We start from the raw sequence: 21,576 nt of genomic DNA, 5'->3' as shown, positions 1-21,576 counted from the left end.
CCTAACGGCCTGTTAACCGTTCGGGCGTTATGTTCTGCGTTGCGTAGGAGTGTCGATGAGAAGTAGCCGTCCGATGACCGGGTATCAGGGGCAAAGCAGGGCGCTCGTTTCACGACCCCAGCAGCAGTTCGAGGTCATCCGGAAACCAGCGTTCGCGGTTGAAGCGCCGCGACCCGTTCCGCTTACTTTGAAAGCACGTCGATCTTTCGTGAAACTTGCGGGATATACGTTACTCGCAGGTATTTTCGCCGTTGGCGGCTATGCTTGGCGCGATCCGGATGTGCGCCGCGCCATCGATTACCGCGTGACGATGCTGACGACGACCGGCGTTTCGCAGGTCGCTCCTACCCTCGTCGAGACAGCCGAGGTGGCGGAGCCGCTCCCGCCGCAGGCCGCGCACCTGTTTTACGACAGCCAGAAAGGCCCGCGCGCCGACAAATTCGCCTATGCGCTGAAGGCCGCGGGCAGCGACACGATTGCGCGCCGCATGAAGGCCGATCCCCTGCGCCTCGACACGGCGAAGGCGGCCTCCGATCCCGCGCAAACAGCAGCGCTTGCGAGCGCCTCGCTGTTCATGACGGCGTTTGCCCCGCGCGAGGAAGCGCCCGCCGCGATGGAGGCGCCTCCCCCGCCGGTCGAATCGCGCGACACGCAGTGGGCCGGGCTTCTCAAGAACGCGAGCCTTTCGCCCGAGCAGCCGAAAACACTGTTCGGCGGCCTCACCGAAGACGAATTTCGCGCGCGCGAACTGCGCTGCATGGCCACCGCGATCTATTTCGAGGCGCGCGACGAACCCGTGAAGGGGCAAATCGCGGTCGCGCAGGTGGTCATGAACCGCATCCGAAGCCCGTTCTATCCGAAAACCATTTGCGGCGTCGTCTATCAGGGCGAGCGACTGCGCACCGGCTGCCAGTTTTCGTTTACCTGCACCGGCAAACGCAACACCGTAAAGGAACGCGCCGAATGGGCGACGTCGGTGAAGCTCGCGAAGCAGGTCATCGCGGGCGAGGTGTGGCTCGACGATGTGGGCTACGCCACGCATTACCACGCGACCTATGTGCACCCGTCGTGGCGGCATGAGCTTATCAAGATCACCCAGATCGGGGGCCACATCTTCTACAGGATGAAGCCGGGCACCGTGCAACTGGCGCTTCTGAGCGAAGGGCTTTGACGGCACAGCGTCGTGCCGCATTCGCGCGAGTCGCCTCACACTCTCTCAGGAGCCGCTGCTGCTTCGCCCGCCGGTCTTCTTCAGCAGGCGAACGCCATCGATCACCATCGTCTTGTCGGCGGCTTTCAGCATGTCGTAGAGCGTGAGACACGCGACCGAAACCGCCGTAAGCGCCTCCATCTCGACGCCGGTCTTGCCGGTCGCCTGGGCGAGCGCTTCCACGCGAACGCCCGGACGCTCGGGGCGCAGGTCGAAGCCTACACTGACTTTCGTAAGCGAAAGCGGGTGGCACAGCGGGATGAGTTCGGCCGTGCGCTTCGCCGCCATGATGCCCGCGATGCGCGCGGCGGCCAGCACGTCGCCCTTTGCGATCGCGCCATCCTCGATCAGCGCCAGAGTTTCCCGCGCCGTCACGAGCCAGCCTTCGGCGACCGCCGTCCGCTCCGTTTCGGCCTTGCCCGCGACGTCGACCATGGCGGCCTCGCCTTTCCCGTCGATATGGGAAAGCCCGCTCATGCGGTGGCTGCCTGCCTTTCGCCGCGAGCCGAACCGCCGAGAAGCGCGCGCGTCGCGGCCTCGACGTCGTCATGGCGCATGAGGCTTTCGCCGACGAGGAACGCGCCCGCGCCTTCGCGCATGAGCCTTGCAATGTCGGCGGGGGCGAAAATGCCGCTTTCGGAAACGATAATCCGCCCCGGAGGGATGAGCCGCGCCAGCCTCTCCGTCGTTTCGAGATGCGTCTCGAAGCTGTTGAGGTCGCGGTTGTTGATGCCGATCAGCCAGGAATCGAGGGCGAGCGCGCGGGCGAGTTCATCTTCGTTATGCACCTCGACCAGCACATCCATGTTGTGCGTGCTCGCGGCTGCGATCAGCTCTTCGGCCAGCGCGTCGGTCGTACAAGCCATGATGACGAGGATGCAATCCGCGCCCATCGCGCGCGCCTCCGTCACCTGATAGGGATCGACCATGAAATCCTTGCGCAGCACCGGCAGCGAGCACGCCTCGCGCGCGGCGACGAGATAGGCGGGCGTGCCCTGGAACGAGGGGCCATCCGTCAACACGGAGAGGCAGTTCGCGCCGCCCGCTTCATAGGCGCGCGCGATGGCGGCAGGGTCGAAATCCGGGCGGATCAGTCCGCGCGACGGGCTGGCCTTCTTCACCTCGGCGATCAGCGCGGGCTCAACCACGGCGACGCGGCGCGACAGAGCGTCGAAGAAGTCGCGGACGCGGGGCGCAGCGGCGGCGCGCTCCTCAAGCTCGGCAAGCGAAACCTGCGCTTTCGCGGCGGCCACTTCCTCTTTCTTGTAGGCGACAATGCGGTCGAGAATGCTCATGGCTTATCCTGTTACGGCCGCGTTCGGCCGGTCGTCATTGGCTGCGTCGGGGGTGTCGGCGCTGGCGGCGATCAGCCCGTCGAGCGCCTTCTCCGCGTGTCCTTCATCGATCGAAGCGGCGGCGAGCGCTGCACCCTCGCGCAACGAGGCCGCGCGGCCCGCGACGATGAACGCGGCGGCTCCGTTCAAAAGCACGATGTCGCGGAAGGGCCCGCGCTCGCCGCGAAGAAGCGCGCGCATCGCGATGGCCGCTTCTTCCGGCGTCCCGGCTTGGAGATGGTCGAGCCGCGCTTCCGGCAGGCCAGCGTCGCCAGGGTGCACGTCGAACGTGGTGAACGCGCCGTCCTTGAGTTCGACCACGCGGCTCGCGCCTGTGGTGGAGAGTTCGTCCATACCGTCAGCGCCGTGCACGGCCCACACATGATGCGCACCGTTGCGTCGAAGCACCTCCGCCATGGGCTGGAGCCAGTCCTCGGAATAGGCGCCGATCAACATGCGTTTGGCGCTGGCCGGGTTGGTCAGGGGCCCAAGCAGATTGAAGATCGTGCGCAGCTTGAGCGCGGCGCGAACCGGCGCGGCGTGGCGCATCGCGGGGTGATGGGTGGGTGCCCACAGGAACGTCAGACCGGCGCGCTCGAAGCAGCGCTTGTGCCGCTCGACCGGCATTTTCAGCGTCACGCCCAGCTTTTCGAGCACGTCGGCCGCGCCCGATTTCGACGATACCGCCCGGTTGCCGTGCTTCGCCACCGGCACGCCAGCCCCCGCCAGCACGAAGGCCGTGGCGGTTGAGATGTTGAACGTGCCCTTCGCGTCGCCGCCGGTTCCGACCACATCGAGCGCGCCTTCCGGCGCTTCGACCGGCACCATCAGCGACCGCATGGCGGCGACCGCGCCCGCGATCTCGTCCACCGTCTCCCCGCGCGCCTTCAGCGCAGCGACGAAAGCCGCCAGTTCGATCTCGGAAACCGAGCCGTGCATGATGGCGAGGAAAGCCGCGCGCGCCTCCGCCTCGCTGAGCGTTGTGCCGACGGCGGCCTTCTCCAGCGCGAAACGGAAGCCGGCGTGAAGGTCGGAAGCGATGGGCGCGTTAACGGGCGAAGTCATCGGCGGCCTCACGCTGCCACGGATGAAGACGCCGCGTCCGGCACAAGCCCCGGTTTTCGCGGCGCAAAGCGGACGCCCGCCAGCGTCAGGAAGTTCGCGAGGATCGCATGGCCGTGCTGGCTCGCGATGCTCTCGGGGTGGAACTGCACGCCAAACGTCGGCTCATCCTTATGTTCGAGCGCCATGATAAGCCCGTCCGAGGTGCGCGCCGTCGCTGTGAGGCAGGCGGGCAGCGTGTCGCTTTCGACGATCAGCGAATGGTAGCGCGTCGCCTCGAACCCATCCGGCAGGCCGCGAAACAGGCTCGTGCCCTGATGATAAATGTTCGACATCTTGCCGTGCATGAGGATCGGCGCGCGGATGACGTTGCCGCCGAAAGCCTGGCCTATGGTCTGGTGGCCGAGGCAGACGCCGAACAGCGGGATATGGCCCTTGTTCTCGCGCACGAGTTCGAGGCAGATGCCCGCCTCGTTCGGCGTACACGGGCCGGGCGACATGACGATGGCTTCCGGCTTCTCGGCGAAGACCTGCGCCACCGTCTTCTCGTCATTGCGGTAGACCAGCGTTTCCACGCCGAGATCGCCGAAATAATGGACGAGGTTGTAGGTGAAGCTATCGTAATTATCGATGATGATGATCATTATTCTTGTCCTTGGCCATAAGGCGGAGCCGTGTTCGCCTGACCTATCGGCGGAAGCGTGTTCGGCGTGATGAAGAGGCGGACGCGGCCCTCCCCTGGCTCCAGATCGTTCCACGCCTCGGCGTCGAACTCGAAGCTGACAATGGCGGCGGTCGGCAGTTTGTCCTTGATCGCGTGACGCTCGGCGCTGCCGGGCTGCGCGAAGGTTACGGCCAGATCCTGCAAGCCCGGATTATGGCCGACGAGCATGACGTGATCCGCTTCCTCGGGACAATCCCGCAGAAGCTTCAGCAGGGTGCGCTCGCCCGCTTCGTAGATCCTCGTTTCGAAGCATTCCGCCGGCGGATTGTCCCACGCAGCGGCGCTCGCGAGCGTCAGCGTCTGACGCGTGCGGACAGACGGCGAACACAGGATGAGCTCCGGCCGCACGCCGCGATCACGGAGCGCAGCCCCCATTTTTGGCGCGGCCTTGAGGCCCCGGTCGCTCAGCGGCCGGTCGAAATCGTCGAGATTCGGATTGTCCTTGTCACCGGACTTGGCGTGGCGGAACAGCGTTACGGTCTTCATGGCAAAACTCCAGAACGCCCCGCTACTGACCCCGCCCGGCCTGACCGGCGAAGCGCACCGCTTCTTCCGCCGCGCGGAACAGCGCCTTCGCCTTGTTCTCGCACTCCGCCTGCTCGGAGGCCGGAACCGAGTCTGCCACGATGCCAGCACCCGCCTGCACATACATGGTGCCATTCTTCACGATTGCGGTGCGAAGCGCAATGCACGTGTCCATCTCGCCGTTGGCCGCGAAATATCCGATGCATCCGGCATAGACGCCGCGCTTGTCCGTTTCCAATTCGTCGATGATCTGCATCGCCCGCACCTTTGGCGCGCCCGACACCGTGCCCGCCGGGAAGCCAGCCATCAGCGCATCGATGGAATCGTACTTCCCGTCGAGGCGGCCGATCACGTTCGAGACGATGTGCATCACCTGGCTGTAATATTCGAGGAAGAAGCTTCCGGTGACGTGAACCGTGCCGATCTCGGCGACGCGGCCGACATCGTTGCGGCCGAGGTCGAGCAGCATCAGGTGTTCGGCGCGCTCCTTCGTATCGGCGAGAAGGTCGGCGGCGAGGCGCTTGTCGTCCTCGGGCGTGGCGCCTCTGGGGCGCGTGCCCGCGATGGGCCGGATGGTGACTTCGCCGTCGCGCACGCGAACGAGAATTTCCGGGCTTGAGCCCGTCACCGCGAAATCGCCGAAGTTCAGAAAATAGAGGAAGGGCGAGGGGTTGACCCGGCGAAGAGCCCGGTAGAGCGCGAAGGGCGGGAGTTCGAACGGCGCCGCGAAACGCTGCGACAGCACCACCTGGAAGATATCACCGGCGGCGATATACTCCTTCGAGCGCGCCACCATGTCCATGTAGGCTTGCGCCGGCATGTTGGAAGTAGCCGCGGGGATCGCGTCCGAGACGCCGTCCGCCGAGGAGGCATGCGCGCTTTTCTGTTCGAGCGTGTCCTGGATTTCCGTCAACCGGTCGATGGCGCGGGAATAGGCGGCTTTGGCGGATAGGCCCGGTCGCGGTCTGGCCGCCGCGACGATGGTCATCTCGTCCTTTACCGCGTCGAAGATCACCATGACCGTCGGACGCATGAGCAGCGCGTCAGGCACGCCGATGGGATCGGGCTTGTCGGACGGCAGTCGCTCAACGAGGCGGACCGTGTCGTAGCCGAGATAGCCGAACACGCCCGCCGACATGGGCGGAAGGACATCGGGAATCTCGATGTGAGAGGCAGCGAGCAGCGACCGCAGCGCCTGAAGCGTTCCCTCACCCGTGCGCTCGAACGCGGTCGCGTCGGCCAGCGGATCGGAGTTGATCTCGGCCACGTCGCCTTGCGCACGGAACAGCAGGTCGGGATCGAGGCCGATGATCGAATAGCGGCCGCGCACCGCGCCGCCTTCCACCGACTCCAGCAGGAAGGAATACGGCCGCGACACGCCGAGCTTGAGCATGGCGGAAACAGGCGTTTCGAGGTCGGCGACGAGGCGCGTGAAGACGAGTTGCGCCGCGCCCGAATCATAACGGGCGGTGAACTCGGTAAACGAAGGTTCGACCTTCATCGGATTTTTCTCGGAATTTCGGGGTTGCGTCTCTCTGGGTGGAATCAAGCGAGAGAGAAACGCCATCGAAATCTATTCACCATCATACGCGCCTCCCGAGACGTTGGCGAACGCCTTGCGGTCGATGGAGATCGGCGAGGCCGTCGTGATCCGGTTCAGGAAGCCCGAGAAATTGTCGTCCGAGATCGCTCCGGCGAGTTGCTGCTCAAGTCCCTTGGCCTGTTCTTCTGCGAGAGGGCCGGGTTGCGTGATTTTCGCGAGTTGGAACACGGCGCGCGACGTACCGTTCTCGGATCCCGCCGATCCGGCACCACCTTCCGGCAACGTGAACGCCTGCGCTATCGCCGCAGGCGGAACGCCGTCTTCCTTGCCGTTGCGCTTCAAGGGCTGGCTCGTCTTTACCGTCGCGCCGACGCTCTTCGCAACGGCGTCAATGGTCTCGCCCTTGTCCAGCCGCGCGACAAGATCGCGCGCACGCGATGCGAGTCGGTCGCGAACCTGATCGGCGCGCCAGGCCGCCTCGACCTCGCCCTTGACCTCTTCGAGAGGCTTCTGGCGCGGCTTCACAACGTCAGCCACTTCGAACCATGCGTAGCCGCCGCCCTGAAGGCGAATCGCCTCGTTTTCAACGCCGACATCCGACTTGAAGGCGGCATCGGCGAGCTGTGCGGCGGGCACTACGGAAACCGTCACCGGCTTGCCGTCAGCGTCCTTGGCCGAACGGTCGATGGTGACCTCTTCAAGCGGCAGATTCAGCTTCTTTGCGCTGTCGGCAAGCGGAATGCCCGTCGAGCGGTCTTCCTCGAACGCCTTGATAAGGCGTTGAAATTCGCTTTGGGCGCGCGTCTTCGCGAGATCGGCTCGGATCTGATCCTTGACCTCGGCGAAGCTCCGTTCCTGACCGGGAACCACTTCCAGCACCCGCATGATCACCGTCGACACAGGGCCGTCCACGGGCCGCGACGTCCAGCCCTTCTCGGTCGAGAAGGCCTCCTTGACGATGGCGTCATTGATGCCGAACTTGTCGGCGAGTTCTTTCCGCGAAACGACACCCGCGTCGATTTCGGGCTGGCTGAAACCCGCGTCCTTCGCGACGCCCAGCAAATCCCGCGCTCCCGACTTGAGCTTCGCATAGGCCGCATCCGCATCCGCGCGCGTCTTGAAAGGCACAATTTCAAGCTTGCGACGCTCCGGCACGGAATAAACCGACGCCTTCGCCGCGTACTCGGCTTTCAGATCTTCGTCCGGAATCGTCAGGCTTTTCGCGACCGTCTGCGGGGAAATGGCGAGCGCCGACACCTTGCGAAGTTCCGGCGTCATGAATTGCGGCTTGCGGTCTTCATAGAAGGCCTGAAGTTCAGCCTCGGTCGGAGCCGGCACAGCCCCCGCCGCCTCGGGCGTCAGGGTGAAATAGGCCAGCGTGCGCTGTTCGTTGCCGTATTTGTTGTAAGCTTCGAGCAATGCCTTCGGGACGACGCCGCTGCCGTCGAAAACGCCGCGGAGCTGCCGCCGAATAAGGTCGCCCCTATATTCCTGCTCGAAAAATGGGGCCGTGTAGCCGATATTCTGGAGGAAGCGATGATATTTGTCGGCGCTGAACACGCCCTTGTCCTGGAAAACGTCAAGGCTGGTGATCCCGCGGCGCACGCCCTCTTCGGACAGGCCGACGCCGAGTTCCTTCGCTTCGAGGTCGAGCGCCGCATCCTGGATCAGGCCCTGAAGCACGCGGTTCGGCAGTCCGAAAGCCTGCGCTTCGGCGGGGGAAATACGGCGGCCCGCCTGCTGGCTGACATTTTCGAGAACGCGCTGGTAAGCGCGACGAAAATCTTCTGGGGATATGCTGGCAGAACCGACCGTGGCCACGCTCTGACGCCGCTCGCGGTCGCCATAATAGTTGCCACCCATGCTGATGGCGAACGCCCCGATCAGAATGGCGAACATGATGAAGACGGCCACTTTTCGGAGCATATGCATCGTTGAAGTCCTTGAATGCTCAAGCCAGAGCAGGCTTGATTCGGGCGCGCATTTCTTGCACGTTTCGCGATGGCCGTAATTTAGAGAATAAAAACGTGCGCGCAATATCAAGATTCGCGAGGTCGGCCCGCTTCAACAAATTCCTCCGCGCGCCCCGTTCCACCGAGAGAAACGCAATGTCCGGACCGAAGCTTTATGTCGCAGGCAATTGGAAGATGAACGGCCTGCGGCCCGACCTCACGCAGATACAGGCCATCCGCGACGGCGTCGCTTCCGTGGAGAACGCTCCCGACGTAACGGTTTTTCCGCCCGCGACGCTTCTGCATGCCGCATCCCAGATCGTCGAGGGCTCGCTGGTCGAGATCGGCGCGCAGGATTGCCATGTCGGCGAGAAAGGCCCGTTCACGGGCGACCTCTCGGCGCTGATGCTGAAGGATTCTGGCGCAACGACCGTCATCCTCGGCCACAGCGAGCGTCGCGCCGAACATGGCGAGACGAGCCGCGAAGTGCGCGCGAAGGCCGCGACCGCGCTCCGCGCCGGCATCAAGATCGTCGTCTGCATCGGCGAGACGCGCGGTGAGCACGTCCGTGGCCTGACCGCCAGCGTTTGCCGCCGCCAGCTCGCGGACAGCCTGCCGGACGAATCGACGCCCGAGACCACCATCGTCGCCTATGAACCCGTATGGGCCATCGGCTCGGGCGTGTCGCCAACGACGGAACAGATTACGGCCGTCCACGAAATCGTGCGCGGCTGTCTGAAGGACCGGTTTCGTGAGACGAGCGGCATGCGCTGGCGTGTCCTTTACGGCGGCTCGGTCAGCCCCGCGAATGCCGCATCGACTTTCGATAGCCCCGAGGTGGACGGCGTGCTGGTCGGCGGAGCGAGTCTCAAGGCGGCGACGTTCCTTGAAATCATAACGGCGGCGGCACGCGCATCGGAAAGGCGCTCGGCGCGTTGATCTTTCCGTTATGCGAGCACGCTACAAGATAAGCCCGATGCGGCGGAATGTCTCCCGATCGCTCGAAGAAAGGCGCTGGCGATGACACGCGATGAAAAATCCGCCGGAAAGGCGAGCAAAGGGGCGCTGGTTGCCGCGGCCGCACTCGCGGTCATCGCTGCGATGACCAGCGGTCGCGCGGACGCGGCGCAACTCGATAAGGCGGCGTGCGCGAAGCTCACGCAGGATCTTCAGGCGCTCAAGGCGCTCGACGTGGACCGCCTGATGGAGCATGGCCCGAACTGGGCCGTGGCAAACCTCTCCGCGCCAGACCTCAACCTTGTCCGTCAATATATCGAGCTGGACGAGCAGATGAAGTTCCGCTGCATGGCGCCGAGTTCGCTCGTGCAGCTCAAGAACCTCGAAGAAGAGGATGAGGACGGCGCGAAGCCGCAGGCAGGGCCGGATAGCGCGCCTCCATCGGCGGCTGGCGCCGATCAGCCCGTGAAGCCCAAGCCGAAGGCCAACGCGACGACGCAGGCGCAAAAACCCATCGCGCAGAAGCCCAAGCCGCCCGCTCCGGCGCAGGCGGGCGTCGTCGGCGCACAGTAACCGGCACCCCTCAAGCCCGCGCTCGCGTCGCACGCTACCGGCTCAGCACACATCGATGGCGGCGCGACGATCGACTGGGCGCAGGCTATGGGGCGCGAGAGCGGCGCGCACATCCCCGGAATCGACGACGCGGGCGCAGAGCCTCGCCGCATTGCGGAGCCCCGCCGCGTGATCGGCCGCGCTCATATCGGCCGTGGCATCCGCCACCACGAAGGCGCGGATGTCGCGTGCAAATGCTTCCAGCGCTGTGGAAAAGCAGCCTATCGATGTGTAGAGGCCGGTAATGACGAGGCTGTCGCGGCCGAGCCTGCGCAGCATCACTTCGAGATCCGTGCCGTAGAAGGCGCTGTAGCTGCGCTTTGTTATGAGGCGGATGCGGCTATCGTTGCCGAGGAGCGCCTGATCGAGCATCGCGCCGTCGCCGCGCGGACCACGCCCCCACAGCTCCGACATGAGCCCGCGCTCCTGCAAGCCATGCGCCTCGGGCACCATCGACGCAAACACCGGCACGCCCCATTCGGCGCACAAGGCACGCAAGCCCGCAACCTTGCCGACGAGATCGGCGCGGGTCGCGGCATCGGGCAGTGCATCGAGATAATGCCGCTGCATGTCGTGAATGAGAAGCGCACATCGCCCGGGTTCAAGAACCCAGCCCGCCTTGTTTTCGAGTATCACCGCATCTCTCCCCTAATCAAGGGCCGCCGTGACAGGAGAGGCTGGACGAAAAGACCATGCGCGCGCCGGACACGGCGGCAATGGTCACGAATGACGACTTGCCGCTCCCTAAAGGAAGCGCCAATAAAACTTTGCCAGCATTGGTGCGGCGATCGTCGTCATGGCGCGTCTTTTACACCGGTTCGGCGCACTCGGCAACGGGCGCGATCGCGCGCCCCCGTCTAATGTTGGCCGCGCGGCTTGATCTTGCCGTCGAAACCGGTATGTATGGGGCAACTTTTCCGAAATTCGCGACCGGTCGAGAGAAATGGCAAACGTCCTTCTTGTGCTTCATATCGTCGTCGCCGTGACGATGGTGGTGATTATCCTCCTTCAGCGGTCGGAAGGCGGCGCGCTCGGCATGGGCGGCGGCGGTGGCGGTGGCGGTTTCGTCAGCGGACGCGGCGCAGCCAACGTCATGACGCGCACGACGGCGATTCTTGCAGCCATCTTTTTCCTGACCTCGATCACGCTCGGCATTCTCGGCCAGCGCAAGACGCCCACCTCGGCGATCGGCACGCCAACGAGCACCTCGGCGCCCACGACTGCGCCTTCTCAGGCTCCGGCCGACGCACCCGCGCTGCCCAAGCTCAACATCCCGAAACCGGCCGCGCCCGCGCAGCAATAGGGCCGCCGCAAGGCAGCCTTGGGGCGACGCGAGAGCGTTCCCCGTCTGATATACGCTAGAAGTTGATGATAACAGCAAAGCACGCCCTTTCGCTCGGGCGCGCGAAGTATTACGTTCAAGGTCCATGGCGCGATATATCTTCATTACCGGCGGCGTGGTTTCCTCACTCGGAAAGGGGCTCGCATCGGCGGCCCTCGGCGCGCTTCTCAAAGCGCGCGGCTATTCCGTGCGATTGAGGAAGCTGGATCCCTATCTCAACGTCGACCCCGGCACGATGTCGCCCTATCAACACGGCGAAGTGTTCGTTACCGACGATGGCGCGGAAACCGACCTCGACCTCGGCCACTACGAGCGCTTCACCGGCGTCTCCGCGCGCCGCGACGACAACATCACCACCGGCCGCATCTACCAGAACGTGCTCTCGGCCGAGCGTCGCGGCGATTATCTCGGCGGCACGGTGCAGGTCGTCCCGCACGTCACGAACGCCATCAAGGACTTCGTCCTCTCCGGCAACGACGACGCAGATTTCGTGCTGGTCGAGATCGGCGGCACGGTTGGCGACATCGAGGGCCTCCCCTTCTTCGAAGCGATTCGCCAGCTCGGCAACGAACTGCCGCGCCGCGAGGCGATCTTCATCCATCTCACGCTGCTGCCCTATATCAAGGCGGCGGGCGAGTTGAAAACGAAGCCCACGCAGCACTCCGTGAAGGAACTGCGCTCCATCGGCATTCAACCGGACATCCTCCTTTGTCGTTCCGAGCTGCCGGTCCCGAAGAGCGACCGCGCCAAGATCGCGCTGTTCTGTAATGTGCGCGAAAGCGCCGTCATTCAGGCGCTCGACGTGCCGAACATCTATGACGTGCCGCTCGCCTATCATGACGAGGGGCTCGACCGCGAAGTGCTCGCCGCCTTCGGCATCACCGACGCGCCCGAGCCGAATCTCGACGTGTGGCGCACCATCTCGCACCGCATCGACCATCCCGACGGCGAGGTTTCCATCGCCATCGTCGGCAAATACACGAACCTGAAAGACGCCTACAAGTCGCTCACCGAGGCGCTGAGCCACGGCGGCATCGAGAACGGCGTGCGCGTCAAGATCCACTGGCTCGACTCGGAGCTGTTCGAGAAGGCCGACGTCGCGCCTTACCTCGAAAACATCCACGGCATCATCGTCCCCGGCGGCTTCGGCGAGCGCGGAACCGAAGGCAAGATCGAGGCGGTCCAGTTCGCCCGCACCAAGCGCGTGCCCTATCTCGGCATATGCTTCGGCATGCAGATGGCGGTGATCGAGGCGGCGCGTCATGTCGCGGGCATCAGCGGCGCAAGCTCGACCGAGTTCGGCCCGGCGGTGGAGCCGGTCGTCGGCCTCATGACCGAGTGGCGGGCGGGCGAAAAGGCCGTGCAGCGCCACGCGGAAAGCGACAAGGGCGGCACCATGCGGCTCGGCGCTTACGATGCCGTGCTGGCGGAAGGCTCGAAGGTCGCTGAGATTTACGGCAAGACGCGCATCAGCGAGCGCCATCGCCACCGCTACGAGGTGAATATCACCTACCGCGACAAGCTGGAACGCGCCGGGCTTCGCTTCTCGGGCCTGTCGCCAGACAAGAGCCTGCCCGAAATCATCGAGATCCCGGACCACCCGTGGTTCATCGGCGTGCAGTTCCACCCGGAGCTGAAATCGCGACCGTTCGACCCGCACCCGCTGTTCTCGTCGTTCATCGCGGCGGCCGTGGCCCAAAGCCGCCTCGTTTAAGACTATAAACCGCCGAGGCGACGCCAAACGCGTCGCGCTCGCAGCGGACCATCTCGAAACGAGGCTCATTCATGACCTTGCAATCGCCCAATAGCGTCGTTGATATTCGCGGTGTGCGCCTCGGCAACGCGCTGCCGCTCGCGCTGTTCGCGGGGCCGTGCCAGCTCGAAAGCCGCGCACACGCGCTCGAAATGGCGTCGGCGCTGAAGGAGATCGCGGGGCGCCTCGGCATCGGTCTTGTCTACAAGACGAGCTTCGACAAGGCGAACCGCACGAGCGCTAACGCCAAGCGCGGCCTCGGCCTCGACGCCGCGCTGCCGATCTTCGCCGAGATCCGCGAGAGCCTGGGCCTCCCCATCGTGACGGATGTACACGAAGCATCGCAATGCGCGCGCGTCGCCGAAGCGGTGGACGTGCTGCAAATTCCCGCCTTCCTCTGCCGCCAGACGGACCTGCTCATCGCCGCCGCTGAAACGGGGCGCGTGGTGAAGGTGAAGAAGGGCCAATTCCTCGCGCCGTGGGACATGAAAAACGTCGTCGCGAAGGTGCTCGCGGCGGGCAATCCGAACGTGCTCGTGACCGAGCGCGGCGCGAGCTTCGGCTACAACACGCTCGTCACCGACATGCGCGCGCTGCCGATCCTCGCGGAAACGGGCGCGCCAGTGGTGTTCGACGCGACGCATTCGGTGCAGCAGCCCGGTGGACAGGGCACTGCCACCGGCGGCGATAGGCGCTTCGTGCCGGTGCTCGCGCGCGCCGCTGTGGCGGTGGGCGTCGCGGCGGTGTTCATCGAGACGCATCAAGACCCGGATCACGCGCCGTCAGATGGGCCGAACATGGTGCCGCTCGGCGAGCTTGAGGCGCTGCTGCGCAATCTTCAGGCGTTCGACCGGCTCGCGAAGGCGTAACGCGCCGGCAGCGCGACCGCCGCCAATCAAATTCGTGTCAGCCGCGCGGCGAAAAAGCCATCCATGCCGCCCGCGTGGAACGGCAGCGTGCGAAGGCAACCGTTCGGCGTGACCACCTCGGGCGGAAGGTTGAGCGCCGCCGCATCGACGGGCAGCAGCCGCACGTCGGCGCGGTCGGCCAAGAGCGCTGCGATCTGCGCCTCCCCTTCCTCCGGTTCGAGCGAACATGTGGCGAAAACGAGCGTGCCGCCCGGCGCGAGCAACGTCAGCGCATGCGCGAGAAGCCGCTTCTGCACGCGGGCGAGCGCGGCGATGTCCTCCGCCGTCTTTAGGTAAGCGATGTCGGGATTGCGGCGGATGGTGCCCGTCGCGGAGCATGGTGCATCGAGGAGGATCGCCTCGAAGCAGTCCTTCGGCTGCCAGTCGCCGACATTGGCCTTCACGATTTCGACGGACAGCCCGAGTCGCGCTGCATTTTCGCCAAGCCGCCGGAGCCGCGACGCCGAAATATCGACCGACGTCACTTGCGCACCTGCCGCCGCAAGCTGAGCCGTCTTGCCGCCGGGTGCTGCGCAGAGGTCGGCCACGCGCTTGCCCGCGATGTCGCCGAGTAACAGCGCGGGGATAGCGGCGGCAGCATCCTGCACCCACCACGCGCCTTCTGCGTAACCCTCGATTTCCTCCACGCGACCCTTATGCGACAGCCGCACCGATCCCCACGGCAGAACCTCGCCCTCAAGCTTCGCCGCCCATGTTGCGGCATCGGCCTTCACGCTGAGGTCGAGCGGCGGCTCCTCCAGATGCGCGCCCGTTATCTCGCGCGCCGTCGCCTCGCCGTAGGCTGCCACCCAGCGCTCCCAGAGCCACGCCGGCGTGTTGAGCACGGCGGCATCCTGCTCGCTCAAGATCGCGGCCTTGTTCTCGTTCACACGCCTCAGCACCGCGTTGATGAGCCCGCCGAGGTGACGGCTGAAGCGCGAGGCCTTCGCCTGCTCCACGGCCAGCCCGATAGCGGCATGCGGCGCAACATCCATGAACGCAAGCTGCGTCGCGCCTGCGATGAGGATGGCGCGCGCCTCGAAGGCATCGGCGGCGAGCGGCTTTTCGAGAAAGCGCGCGAGCATGTCCTCGACCTGACCGAGGCGGCGCAGCGCAATGGTGGCGATGGCGCGGGCGAAGGCGCGGTCGCGCGATTCCATGGCCGCGAAGGCGTCGCGCGCGGACGATCCGGCGAAGGCTTCGTCAAAAGACTGGTGGTCGTGCAACACCGACTTCAGAAGGAATACGGCGAGACGGCGCGCCATCAGCCCGGACGATGCACCGCTCGCAGGCGCGTGTTGATCGGAGTCGGCATTTCTCGAAGAAGGTCTCGGCGCCACGAACGGGCCTTTCGCGTTTGTGCGAAGCGGAACGCCGCTTCAATGAAGGTCCGCTCTTATGGGCAAAAGCGGTGCGTCGCACAATGACGCTTTGACCTACGACGCGCCTCAGTCCGATCAAATCGCGAATTTTGTGCTCGGCACTTGGAGCGCTTCTGAGCCGAAGCGCTCCATCCATTGTTCAGGTCGAAGGAACGCGGGTTCCCCAGGGCGTCACGATGAGCGGTTCCAAGGCCCCACTTCGAACGGCCGGCGGCCGGATCGCGGACGCTGCTGCCACGGACCGCTTCCGGCCTCGAAGCCCTGCACCGGCGACATGTGCGCGGCCGTCGGCTCCTGCGTGTCACCCATCTGCCGCGCCTGCTCGACAAGTGCCGCGACACGGTTCGCCGTATTCGGGTGCGTCGAGAACAGATTGTCCATGCCCTGTCCCGACAGCGGGTTGATGATGTAGAGCTGCGCGCTCGCGGGGTTGCGCTCGGCCTGCTCGTTCGGAATCTGATGCGCGGCCTGCTCGATCTTCTGTAACGCGGACGCGAGCCACAGCGGACGCTGACAGATTTCCCCGCCATCCTTGTCGGCCACATATTCGCGCGAGCGGCTGATCGCCATCTGGATGATGCCAGCCGCCAGAGGCGCGACGATCACCGCGAGCAGCGTGCTGACGATGCCGCCGCCGTTGTTGTCGCGGTTCCCGCCGAAGAACATGCCGAAATTCGCGAGCATGGAAATCGCGCCAGCGATGGTGGCGGCAATCGTCATGATGAGCGTGTCGCGGTTCTTGATGTGCGCCATTTCATGCGCGAGAACACCCGCCACTTCCTCCTTGCTCATGATGCGCAGAAGGCCCGCCGACGCGGCAACCGCCGCGTTTTGCGGGTTACGCCCCGTCGCGAACGCGTTCGGCTGGTCGGTATGGATGATATAGACCTTCGGCATTGGCAGGTTTGCATTCGCCGCGAGTTGGCGAACGATGGAATAAAGCTCCGGCGCGGTGCGCTCGTCCACCTCCTCGGCGCCCTGCTGCGCGAGCACCATCTTGTCGGAGTTCCAATAGGCGAACACGTTCATCCCCGCCGCGATCAGGAACGCGATGAGCATGCCCGTCTGGCCGCCGATGAGAAAGCCGATCGCCATGAAAAGCGCCGTCAATGCGGCGAGCAAAAGCATGGTGCGGAAAAAATTCATGGGGCTTACTTGCCTTTGTCGTCCAGGTTTTGTTCGTGCATGATAGTCGCAAAACCGGTGTCCACTATTGCGGATCATGCGTTGTTGTTTCGTTGCCTGCTTCGGCAGCTACGGGTTATTTCGGTATTGCCGCCTGTTCCCGCAAGACCATTCCCAACGGCAGAATGGCGCGAAACCGTCAGTCCACGAACGGGAAACGCCGGAGCGGGGCAACCGTTCCGGCGTTCGGGTTTTCAAAGGCGGTCAGCGCGGTGAAGGCGGCGCTAGCTCACCGCAGGCAGCGCGACGAACCGCTGGTCGCCGTTGCGCTTCACGAGCGCGAGCGCGTTCTTCTTGCCCGACTTACTGGCGTCGGAAAGTGCCCGCTTCAGATCGCCCGGCCGATTCACTGTCTGATCGCCAACGCGCAAGATGATGTCGCCCTCGGCGAGCCCTGCCTCAGCAGCCTTGCCGCCCGGCTCGACGCCGACAACCGCGAGGCCCTGACGGTCGTTCGGGCTTACATCGGCCGCCGGAGCGACCGCGATACCGAGATCGTTAAGCCCGGTCCGCCCGTCATCCGAGAGGCTTGCACGCTGCGTCGGCTTCTCCGGCAACTGACCGATCTTGAGATCGACGGTCTTCGTTTCGCCGTCCCGAAGCACGGTGAGCTTCGCGTTGGCACCCGGCGCGAGGTCGGCGATCTTCTTCGCGAGGTCGCGCCCGTCCTTCACTTCCGTGCCGTCAACTTCGGTGATCACATCGCCCGTCTTGATCCCGGCTTTTTCGGCGGGGCTTCCGCTCTGCGGCGCCGCGACCAGCGCGCCGGCCGTGGTCTTGAGGCCGAGGCTGTCGGCAAGCTCAGGCGTCAGGCCCTGGATCTGCACGCCGAGCCAGCCGCGCGTGACGTGCCCCTTGTCCTTCAGCGCCGCGACGACGCGCTCGACAGTCGGCGCGGGGATGGCGAACGCGATGCCGACCGAGCCGCCCGACGGCGAATAGATCGCGGTGTTGACGCCGATGACCTCGCCGCTTTCGTTGAAGGTCGGCCCCCCAGAGTTGCCCTTGTTGACCGAGGCGTCGATCTGGATGAAGTCGTCATACGGGCCTTCGCCGATGTCGCGGCCGCGCGCCGAGACGATGCCCGCCGTCACAGTGCCGCCAAGGCCGAAGGGGTTGCCCATGGCGACGACCCAGTCGCCGATTTCAGCGCCGGAATGCGAAAACTTCGTATAGGGAAAGTCGGTGCGGCCATCCACCTTGAGCAGCGCGAGGTCCGTGCGCGGATCGGTGCCGATCACCTTCGCGGTGTAGATCTTGCCGTCGTCCATCACCACTTCGAGGCTTACCGCGTCCTGCGCGACGTGGTTGTTCGTCACGAGATAGCCGTCGGGCGAGATGAAGAAGCCGGAGCCTTGCGCCGTCACGAGCTGACGCGGGCCGCCCTTGCCACCCGGCGCGCGGCCCCATGGGCCAAAGCCGCCGCGCGGGCCGCCTGGTCCGCCGAAGTAGCGCTCAAGCGGCGAGCCTTCGAAGGGATTGCCCCTCGGGCCGCCCTCGTCATCGCCGAACGCCGCCTTGGCCGCCGCGTCCGACTTCACGCGGATCGAAACCACGGCGGGTTTGACCTGCTTCACGAGCGGCGCGAAGCTCGGCAGCTTTTGCCGCATGCCCTCGCCCTGAGAAACGTTCTCGCCCTGAGAGAAGGCACGCGCCGGGTTCGGCTCGAAGGAGGCCGCGCCAACGAACGCGCCGAGCGCGAGCGCAGCCGCCGAGACGTAAATCGTGCTCTTCTTGCCGAACCGGGAAAGAATTACAGAAATTTGAGATTGCTTTTTTGCCGTGTTCGTCCGGCCTTCGGGAGAAGAGTCCGTCATCAATGCCTCCGAGATCGCATGAACGCGGCCTATACCGTGGTTATTCGCCAACCGACCGCCTTTGAACTGATGCGAATTTGGGAAGAAGCTTCGCAATGTGAAGTCGCATCTGCGATTAAATATCTGAAAGCTTAATGTGATCTGGTGTGGATGGCATTCTGCATGGACGGTCAGGAAATTATGGAAGCGTGATGGATGGCCCTTCGCAACAGCGGCGGTAATGCGTTGCGGCCACGCGAAGCTGCACATCCCGCGCACGAACGCGAGCATAAAAAAACCGCCTGCGAGAGGCGGTTTTTCGTTCATGCGGGCGGCGCTGTCGAGACGGCCGCGAACAGGCTCAATCAGACAGACGCAATCGCGCCCGAGATCCATGCGCGAAGCTGCTGCTTCGGCAGCGCGCCGATCTGCTGACCGGCAACCTCGCCATTCTTGAACAGAAGAAGCGCCGGGATGCCGCGAATGTTGTAGGCCTGCGCGATCCCCGGATTGCTCTCGACGTCGAGCTTCACGACCTTGAGCTGGCCAGCGAACTCTTCGGAAAGTTCCTCAAGGATCGGGCCGACCGTGCGGCACGGTCCGCACCATTCCGCCCAGAAGTCGACGAGCACGGGAAGCTCGGCATTTTTCACGTCCTGTTCGAAAGATGCATCGGACACGGCAGTGGTTGCCATGGAAAGCCTCTTGGTGTTGCGCGGCCCAAACCGCCGCTGATTCAGTCCCACGAAAGGTAGGAGGGCATGACCGGAAGCGTCAAGATGTCCAGCGCGTCACCCGATCTTGCGCACAGGGATTTGACGGCGGCGAGACCCCACCCCGAACTCAGTCGAGGTGGCGGTTCGCGACGACATCTTTGCCGCCTGGCTACCAGTCGAACGGGCTCCAGGCTTCGCGCCCGCGCGGGCCCCGCTGCGGCTGGCCGTAAGGATCGGCACCGCGAACCGGGCGTCCATATTGATCGAGCCGCTGGGTGCTGTCCTGCGCCTCCCGTTGCGGAGGTGCCGACTCCTGCGCCACTGCCACAACGGGATCGCCCTCAAACCGGAAGTTCTCACCCTTCAGGGCGCTCGCCACACGGGCGTCAAGGCCGTAGAGATCCGAAAAATAGCGAATATCGCCCTTCTCGTCCGGCGCCGCTGTGAAATACACCATGTGAACCGGGATCGTCTTGGTGAGCTTGTTCTCTGTCGTCTGACCGCTCTCAATCTGGCGGCGGATCTGCTCTGGCGTCGTCCCGTTGTCGTACGCGAGGATGACTTCAGCGAAACGAACCGGATTTTGCGTGCGCATGCAGCCATGGCTGAAAGCGCGCGTCGCCGAGCCGAACAGGCTCTTTTCCGGCGTGTCGTGCATGTAGACGTCGTGCTTGTTGGGGAAGCGGAATTTCACCACGCCGAGCGCATTTCGCGGCCCTGCAGGCTGAATGAAACTGTAGCGGCGCGCGTCCACGCGCGACCAGTCGACGGAATCGGGATCGACATCGCGCCCGTTATAGGTCACGCGAAGGCCGCCGAGGCGCTGAAGAACGCTCGACGCGCCGCCACCTCCACCGCCGCCGCTCCGGCCGCCGAGGAACGAGAAAAGATCGTCCGAGGGTCCGCTCGGCGCCGCTCGCCTCAGCTTCGGTGCAATCTCATTTGCCTTTATGCCGTCCGGCACACCCCATTCGGGATTAAAGATGACGAACTGCATTTTCGCCGAGAACGATGGCGTCTGCGATGTGGGCTTGCCGACGACGATGCGCTCCTGAAACGCGACCCGGCCGCGATCGAACACGCGCGTAGTCTGTTCCGGGATCGAATTCCACACATAGAACTCGCCAAGATCGTCCGGCATCCAGCGCCAGCGCTCCATGTTCACGATGAGGCGCATCTTCTTTTCATCGACCGAGCCGCCCGCGCCCTCGTTCAGCGCCGCGCGAAGCTTCTTGTCGACGATGCCGTTTACGTTGAGGCCACGTTCCTTCTGGAAGCGGTTCACCGCCACGAGCAGCGCCTCGTCGTATATCGTGTCTCGCGGCGCGTCGAGACCGGCGTTGAGGCGCTTCCTGATAAGCGCGATCTGCGCATCGTCGTCGCCGGGCTTGAACGTCTTCCCGGCCGGGATGCGGATGGATGAGGTGCCGCTGTCGGTCGTCTTGCCGAGCGCGATGAGCGCCTGGCGAAGCCGCTTGAACTGCTCCGATTTCGGATGGAGGCCGCGCAGATAGGCATCCGCGTCGTCAGCGGCGGCGATGGCTTCGAGCACCGATTTCGGCTCGTAGACATGCGGCTTGCGGTCCATCGCGGGGCTGATGGACGGCGGATCGATACGACCGCCGCGTGCATGGCGCGCATATTTGAGGATTGCGAGGCTAAGCTTAACCTCGGCTTCGGCGCGGGCTTCCGGCGTTGCACCGGCACTGGCGGGAAGCTCGAAAGCCGAGGCATCGAGGCCATAGCTGTCGGCGGCGCGGATCTCGCGGATGGCCTTCGTCGCGGCGGGCGTGAAGCCCTCGGCCGAGGTCCAGACGGGCTTGCCCTTGGTCGCGGTGTAGAAGGTCTTCACGGCGCTGACATCGTCGCGTGCATCCGCCTTGCCGCCTGCGTTGGCGACGCGCTCGACAACGAGCGGCGCAACGGGATCGCCAGCGGGCGCTTCAGCGGCAACCGCCGGATGCGTCGGCGCACCGGGCGCGAGCAGGGCCGGGCCGTCCTCGTCGTCCTTCGGAGCGAGGGGATCGGCAATTGCATTTTCGACCGTGGACTCGACCGGTGCGGCGGGCGGGGTTTCGTGCTTCGCGGCGGCATTTCTGACGGAGGGATTACCCTCATGCGTGGCAGCGGTGCGGGGTGCATGCGGCGAAACTTCCGCCTTGATATCGTCCAGAGAACCGGGCGCGGGTGCGGCGTTTTCGGGCGCCGCTTCGGTCTGCGGCTCCATCGCCAGCGCATCCAGATCGGCGAGCGGCGGGCGGCTATCCGCATCCTGCGCCATCGCCTGCGGGACAACGGCCGAGAGACAGGCGATCAGCGCCAGCCGCGACGTAAAACTCACCTTCATAACAACCCTCTCCAGCCCCTAGGCCCTCAGGCCCCGCCGCTTGCCCGACGCGCGGCGCCCTAATACAGACCGCCATACTCACAGAAAAAAGGCAGCCGAACGCGCGTTCTTGCGAACGCGCTCCAGTCGCCCACCCGTGTATCGCACACGTTAAGCGGTAAAAACAGACGTGGCAAGTTAACGATAGCGCAACCTTGAGGCGCGGCGCGCTTTAGCTTTCCCGTATGG

General features: G+C 64.7%; 19 protein-coding genes. 6 read left to right on the top strand and 13 right to left on the bottom strand.

Features of this window, described 5'->3' with window-relative positions:
* Positions 1–208: 208 nt before the first annotated feature.
* Positions 209–1,171, top strand: a complete 963-nt coding sequence (locus RVAN_RS18585; protein ID WP_049779172.1) for a cell wall hydrolase — start codon at positions 209–211, stop codon at positions 1,169–1,171.
* A gap of 45 nt (positions 1,172–1,216) precedes the next feature.
* Here the strand turns inward: RVAN_RS18585 and moaC are convergent, their stop codons facing one another.
* From moaC to RVAN_RS01820, 7 genes are all read right to left on the bottom strand, one after another.
* Positions 1,217–1,687: a cyclic pyranopterin monophosphate synthase MoaC gene (moaC, locus tag RVAN_RS01850; protein WP_013418065.1), complete on the bottom strand. Its 471-nt coding sequence runs from the start codon at positions 1,685–1,687 to the stop codon at positions 1,217–1,219.
* A complete protein-coding gene (gene trpC, locus RVAN_RS01845; protein ID WP_013418064.1) occupies positions 1,684–2,505 on the bottom strand; it encodes an indole-3-glycerol phosphate synthase TrpC in 822 nt (273 codons plus the stop codon). Before trpC ends, moaC begins: the two co-directional genes overlap by 4 nt.
* A gap of 3 nt (positions 2,506–2,508) precedes the next feature.
* Complete coding sequence (trpD, locus tag RVAN_RS01840) at positions 2,509–3,609, bottom strand: anthranilate phosphoribosyltransferase (RefSeq protein WP_013418063.1); 1,101 nt, start codon at positions 3,607–3,609, stop codon at positions 2,509–2,511.
* Between the two features lie 8 nt (positions 3,610–3,617).
* Positions 3,618–4,250, bottom strand: coding sequence for an anthranilate synthase component II (locus tag RVAN_RS01835; RefSeq protein ID WP_013418062.1), 633 nt, complete (start codon positions 4,248–4,250; stop codon positions 3,618–3,620).
* Positions 4,250–4,816, bottom strand: a complete 567-nt coding sequence (locus RVAN_RS01830) for a SixA phosphatase family protein (protein ID WP_013418061.1) — start codon at positions 4,814–4,816, stop codon at positions 4,250–4,252. Before RVAN_RS01830 ends, RVAN_RS01835 begins: the two co-directional genes overlap by 1 nt.
* A gap of 22 nt (positions 4,817–4,838) precedes the next feature.
* Complete coding sequence (gene trpE, locus RVAN_RS01825) at positions 4,839–6,356, bottom strand: anthranilate synthase component I (protein WP_013418060.1); 1,518 nt, start codon at positions 6,354–6,356, stop codon at positions 4,839–4,841.
* A 72-nt stretch (positions 6,357–6,428) separates the two neighbouring features.
* On the bottom strand, positions 6,429–8,324 hold the full coding sequence (locus RVAN_RS01820) for a peptidyl-prolyl cis-trans isomerase (protein WP_041787192.1): 1,896 nt from the start codon (positions 8,322–8,324) through the stop codon (positions 6,429–6,431).
* Positions 8,325–8,506: 182 nt separating this feature from the next.
* Between RVAN_RS01820 and tpiA the strand changes: the two genes are divergently transcribed.
* Together tpiA and RVAN_RS01810 are read left to right on the top strand one after the other, a co-directional pair.
* A complete protein-coding gene (tpiA, locus tag RVAN_RS01815; RefSeq protein ID WP_013418058.1) occupies positions 8,507–9,289 on the top strand; it encodes a triose-phosphate isomerase in 783 nt (260 codons plus the stop codon).
* Positions 9,290–9,370: 81 nt separating this feature from the next.
* Positions 9,371–9,880: a hypothetical protein gene (locus RVAN_RS01810; protein WP_013418057.1), complete on the top strand. Its 510-nt coding sequence runs from the start codon at positions 9,371–9,373 to the stop codon at positions 9,878–9,880.
* 42 nt (positions 9,881–9,922) lie between these two features.
* Here RVAN_RS01810 and RVAN_RS01805 read toward each other — a convergent pair whose 3' ends face one another.
* The gene (locus RVAN_RS01805; RefSeq protein ID WP_013418056.1) at positions 9,923–10,555 is read right to left on the bottom strand and encodes an isochorismatase family protein; all 633 of its coding nucleotides are present in this window, start codon (positions 10,553–10,555) and stop codon (positions 9,923–9,925) included.
* Positions 10,556–10,862: 307 nt separating this feature from the next.
* On the opposite strand from RVAN_RS01805, the gene secG reads away from it, so the two are divergent.
* The 3 genes from secG to kdsA all read left to right on the top strand — a co-directional run bounded on the left by secG (position 10,863) and on the right by kdsA (position 13,883).
* Positions 10,863–11,222, top strand: a complete 360-nt coding sequence (gene secG, locus RVAN_RS01800) for a preprotein translocase subunit SecG (RefSeq protein ID WP_013418055.1) — start codon at positions 10,863–10,865, stop codon at positions 11,220–11,222.
* Between the two features lie 124 nt (positions 11,223–11,346).
* On the top strand, positions 11,347–12,975 hold the full coding sequence (locus tag RVAN_RS01795; RefSeq protein ID WP_013418054.1) for a CTP synthase: 1,629 nt from the start codon (positions 11,347–11,349) through the stop codon (positions 12,973–12,975).
* A 71-nt stretch (positions 12,976–13,046) separates the two neighbouring features.
* Positions 13,047–13,883, top strand: coding sequence for a 3-deoxy-8-phosphooctulonate synthase (gene kdsA / locus RVAN_RS01790; RefSeq protein WP_013418053.1), 837 nt, complete (start codon positions 13,047–13,049; stop codon positions 13,881–13,883).
* 26 nt (positions 13,884–13,909) lie between these two features.
* Here the strand turns inward: kdsA and RVAN_RS01785 are convergent, their stop codons facing one another.
* The 5 genes from RVAN_RS01785 to RVAN_RS01765 all read right to left on the bottom strand — a co-directional run bounded on the left by RVAN_RS01785 (position 13,910) and on the right by RVAN_RS01765 (position 21,348).
* Entirely contained in the window at positions 13,910–15,187 is a 1,278-nt protein-coding gene (locus RVAN_RS01785; protein WP_013418052.1) for an RsmB/NOP family class I SAM-dependent RNA methyltransferase, read from the bottom strand.
* Positions 15,188–15,475: 288 nt separating this feature from the next.
* Complete coding sequence (gene htpX, locus RVAN_RS01780; protein WP_013418051.1) at positions 15,476–16,450, bottom strand: zinc metalloprotease HtpX; 975 nt, start codon at positions 16,448–16,450, stop codon at positions 15,476–15,478.
* A gap of 263 nt (positions 16,451–16,713) precedes the next feature.
* Positions 16,714–18,306 (bottom strand): Do family serine endopeptidase, encoded by a 1,593-nt coding sequence (locus tag RVAN_RS01775; RefSeq protein ID WP_013418050.1) that lies wholly within the window; start codon positions 18,304–18,306, stop codon positions 16,714–16,716.
* A 344-nt stretch (positions 18,307–18,650) separates the two neighbouring features.
* Positions 18,651–18,980, bottom strand: a complete 330-nt coding sequence (trxA, locus tag RVAN_RS01770; protein ID WP_013418049.1) for a thioredoxin — start codon at positions 18,978–18,980, stop codon at positions 18,651–18,653.
* Positions 18,981–19,170: 190 nt separating this feature from the next.
* Complete coding sequence (locus RVAN_RS01765; protein WP_013418048.1) at positions 19,171–21,348, bottom strand: L,D-transpeptidase family protein; 2,178 nt, start codon at positions 21,346–21,348, stop codon at positions 19,171–19,173.
* Positions 21,349–21,576: the final 228 nt, after the last annotated feature.

The sequence above is a fragment of the Rhodomicrobium vannielii ATCC 17100 genome (assembly GCF_000166055.1).
Lineage (GTDB): Bacteria > Pseudomonadota > Alphaproteobacteria > Rhizobiales > Rhodomicrobiaceae > Rhodomicrobium > Rhodomicrobium vannielii.
The sequence above is the reverse complement of the archived record's forward strand: the minus strand, read 5'-3'. Positions and strand labels throughout refer to the sequence as shown.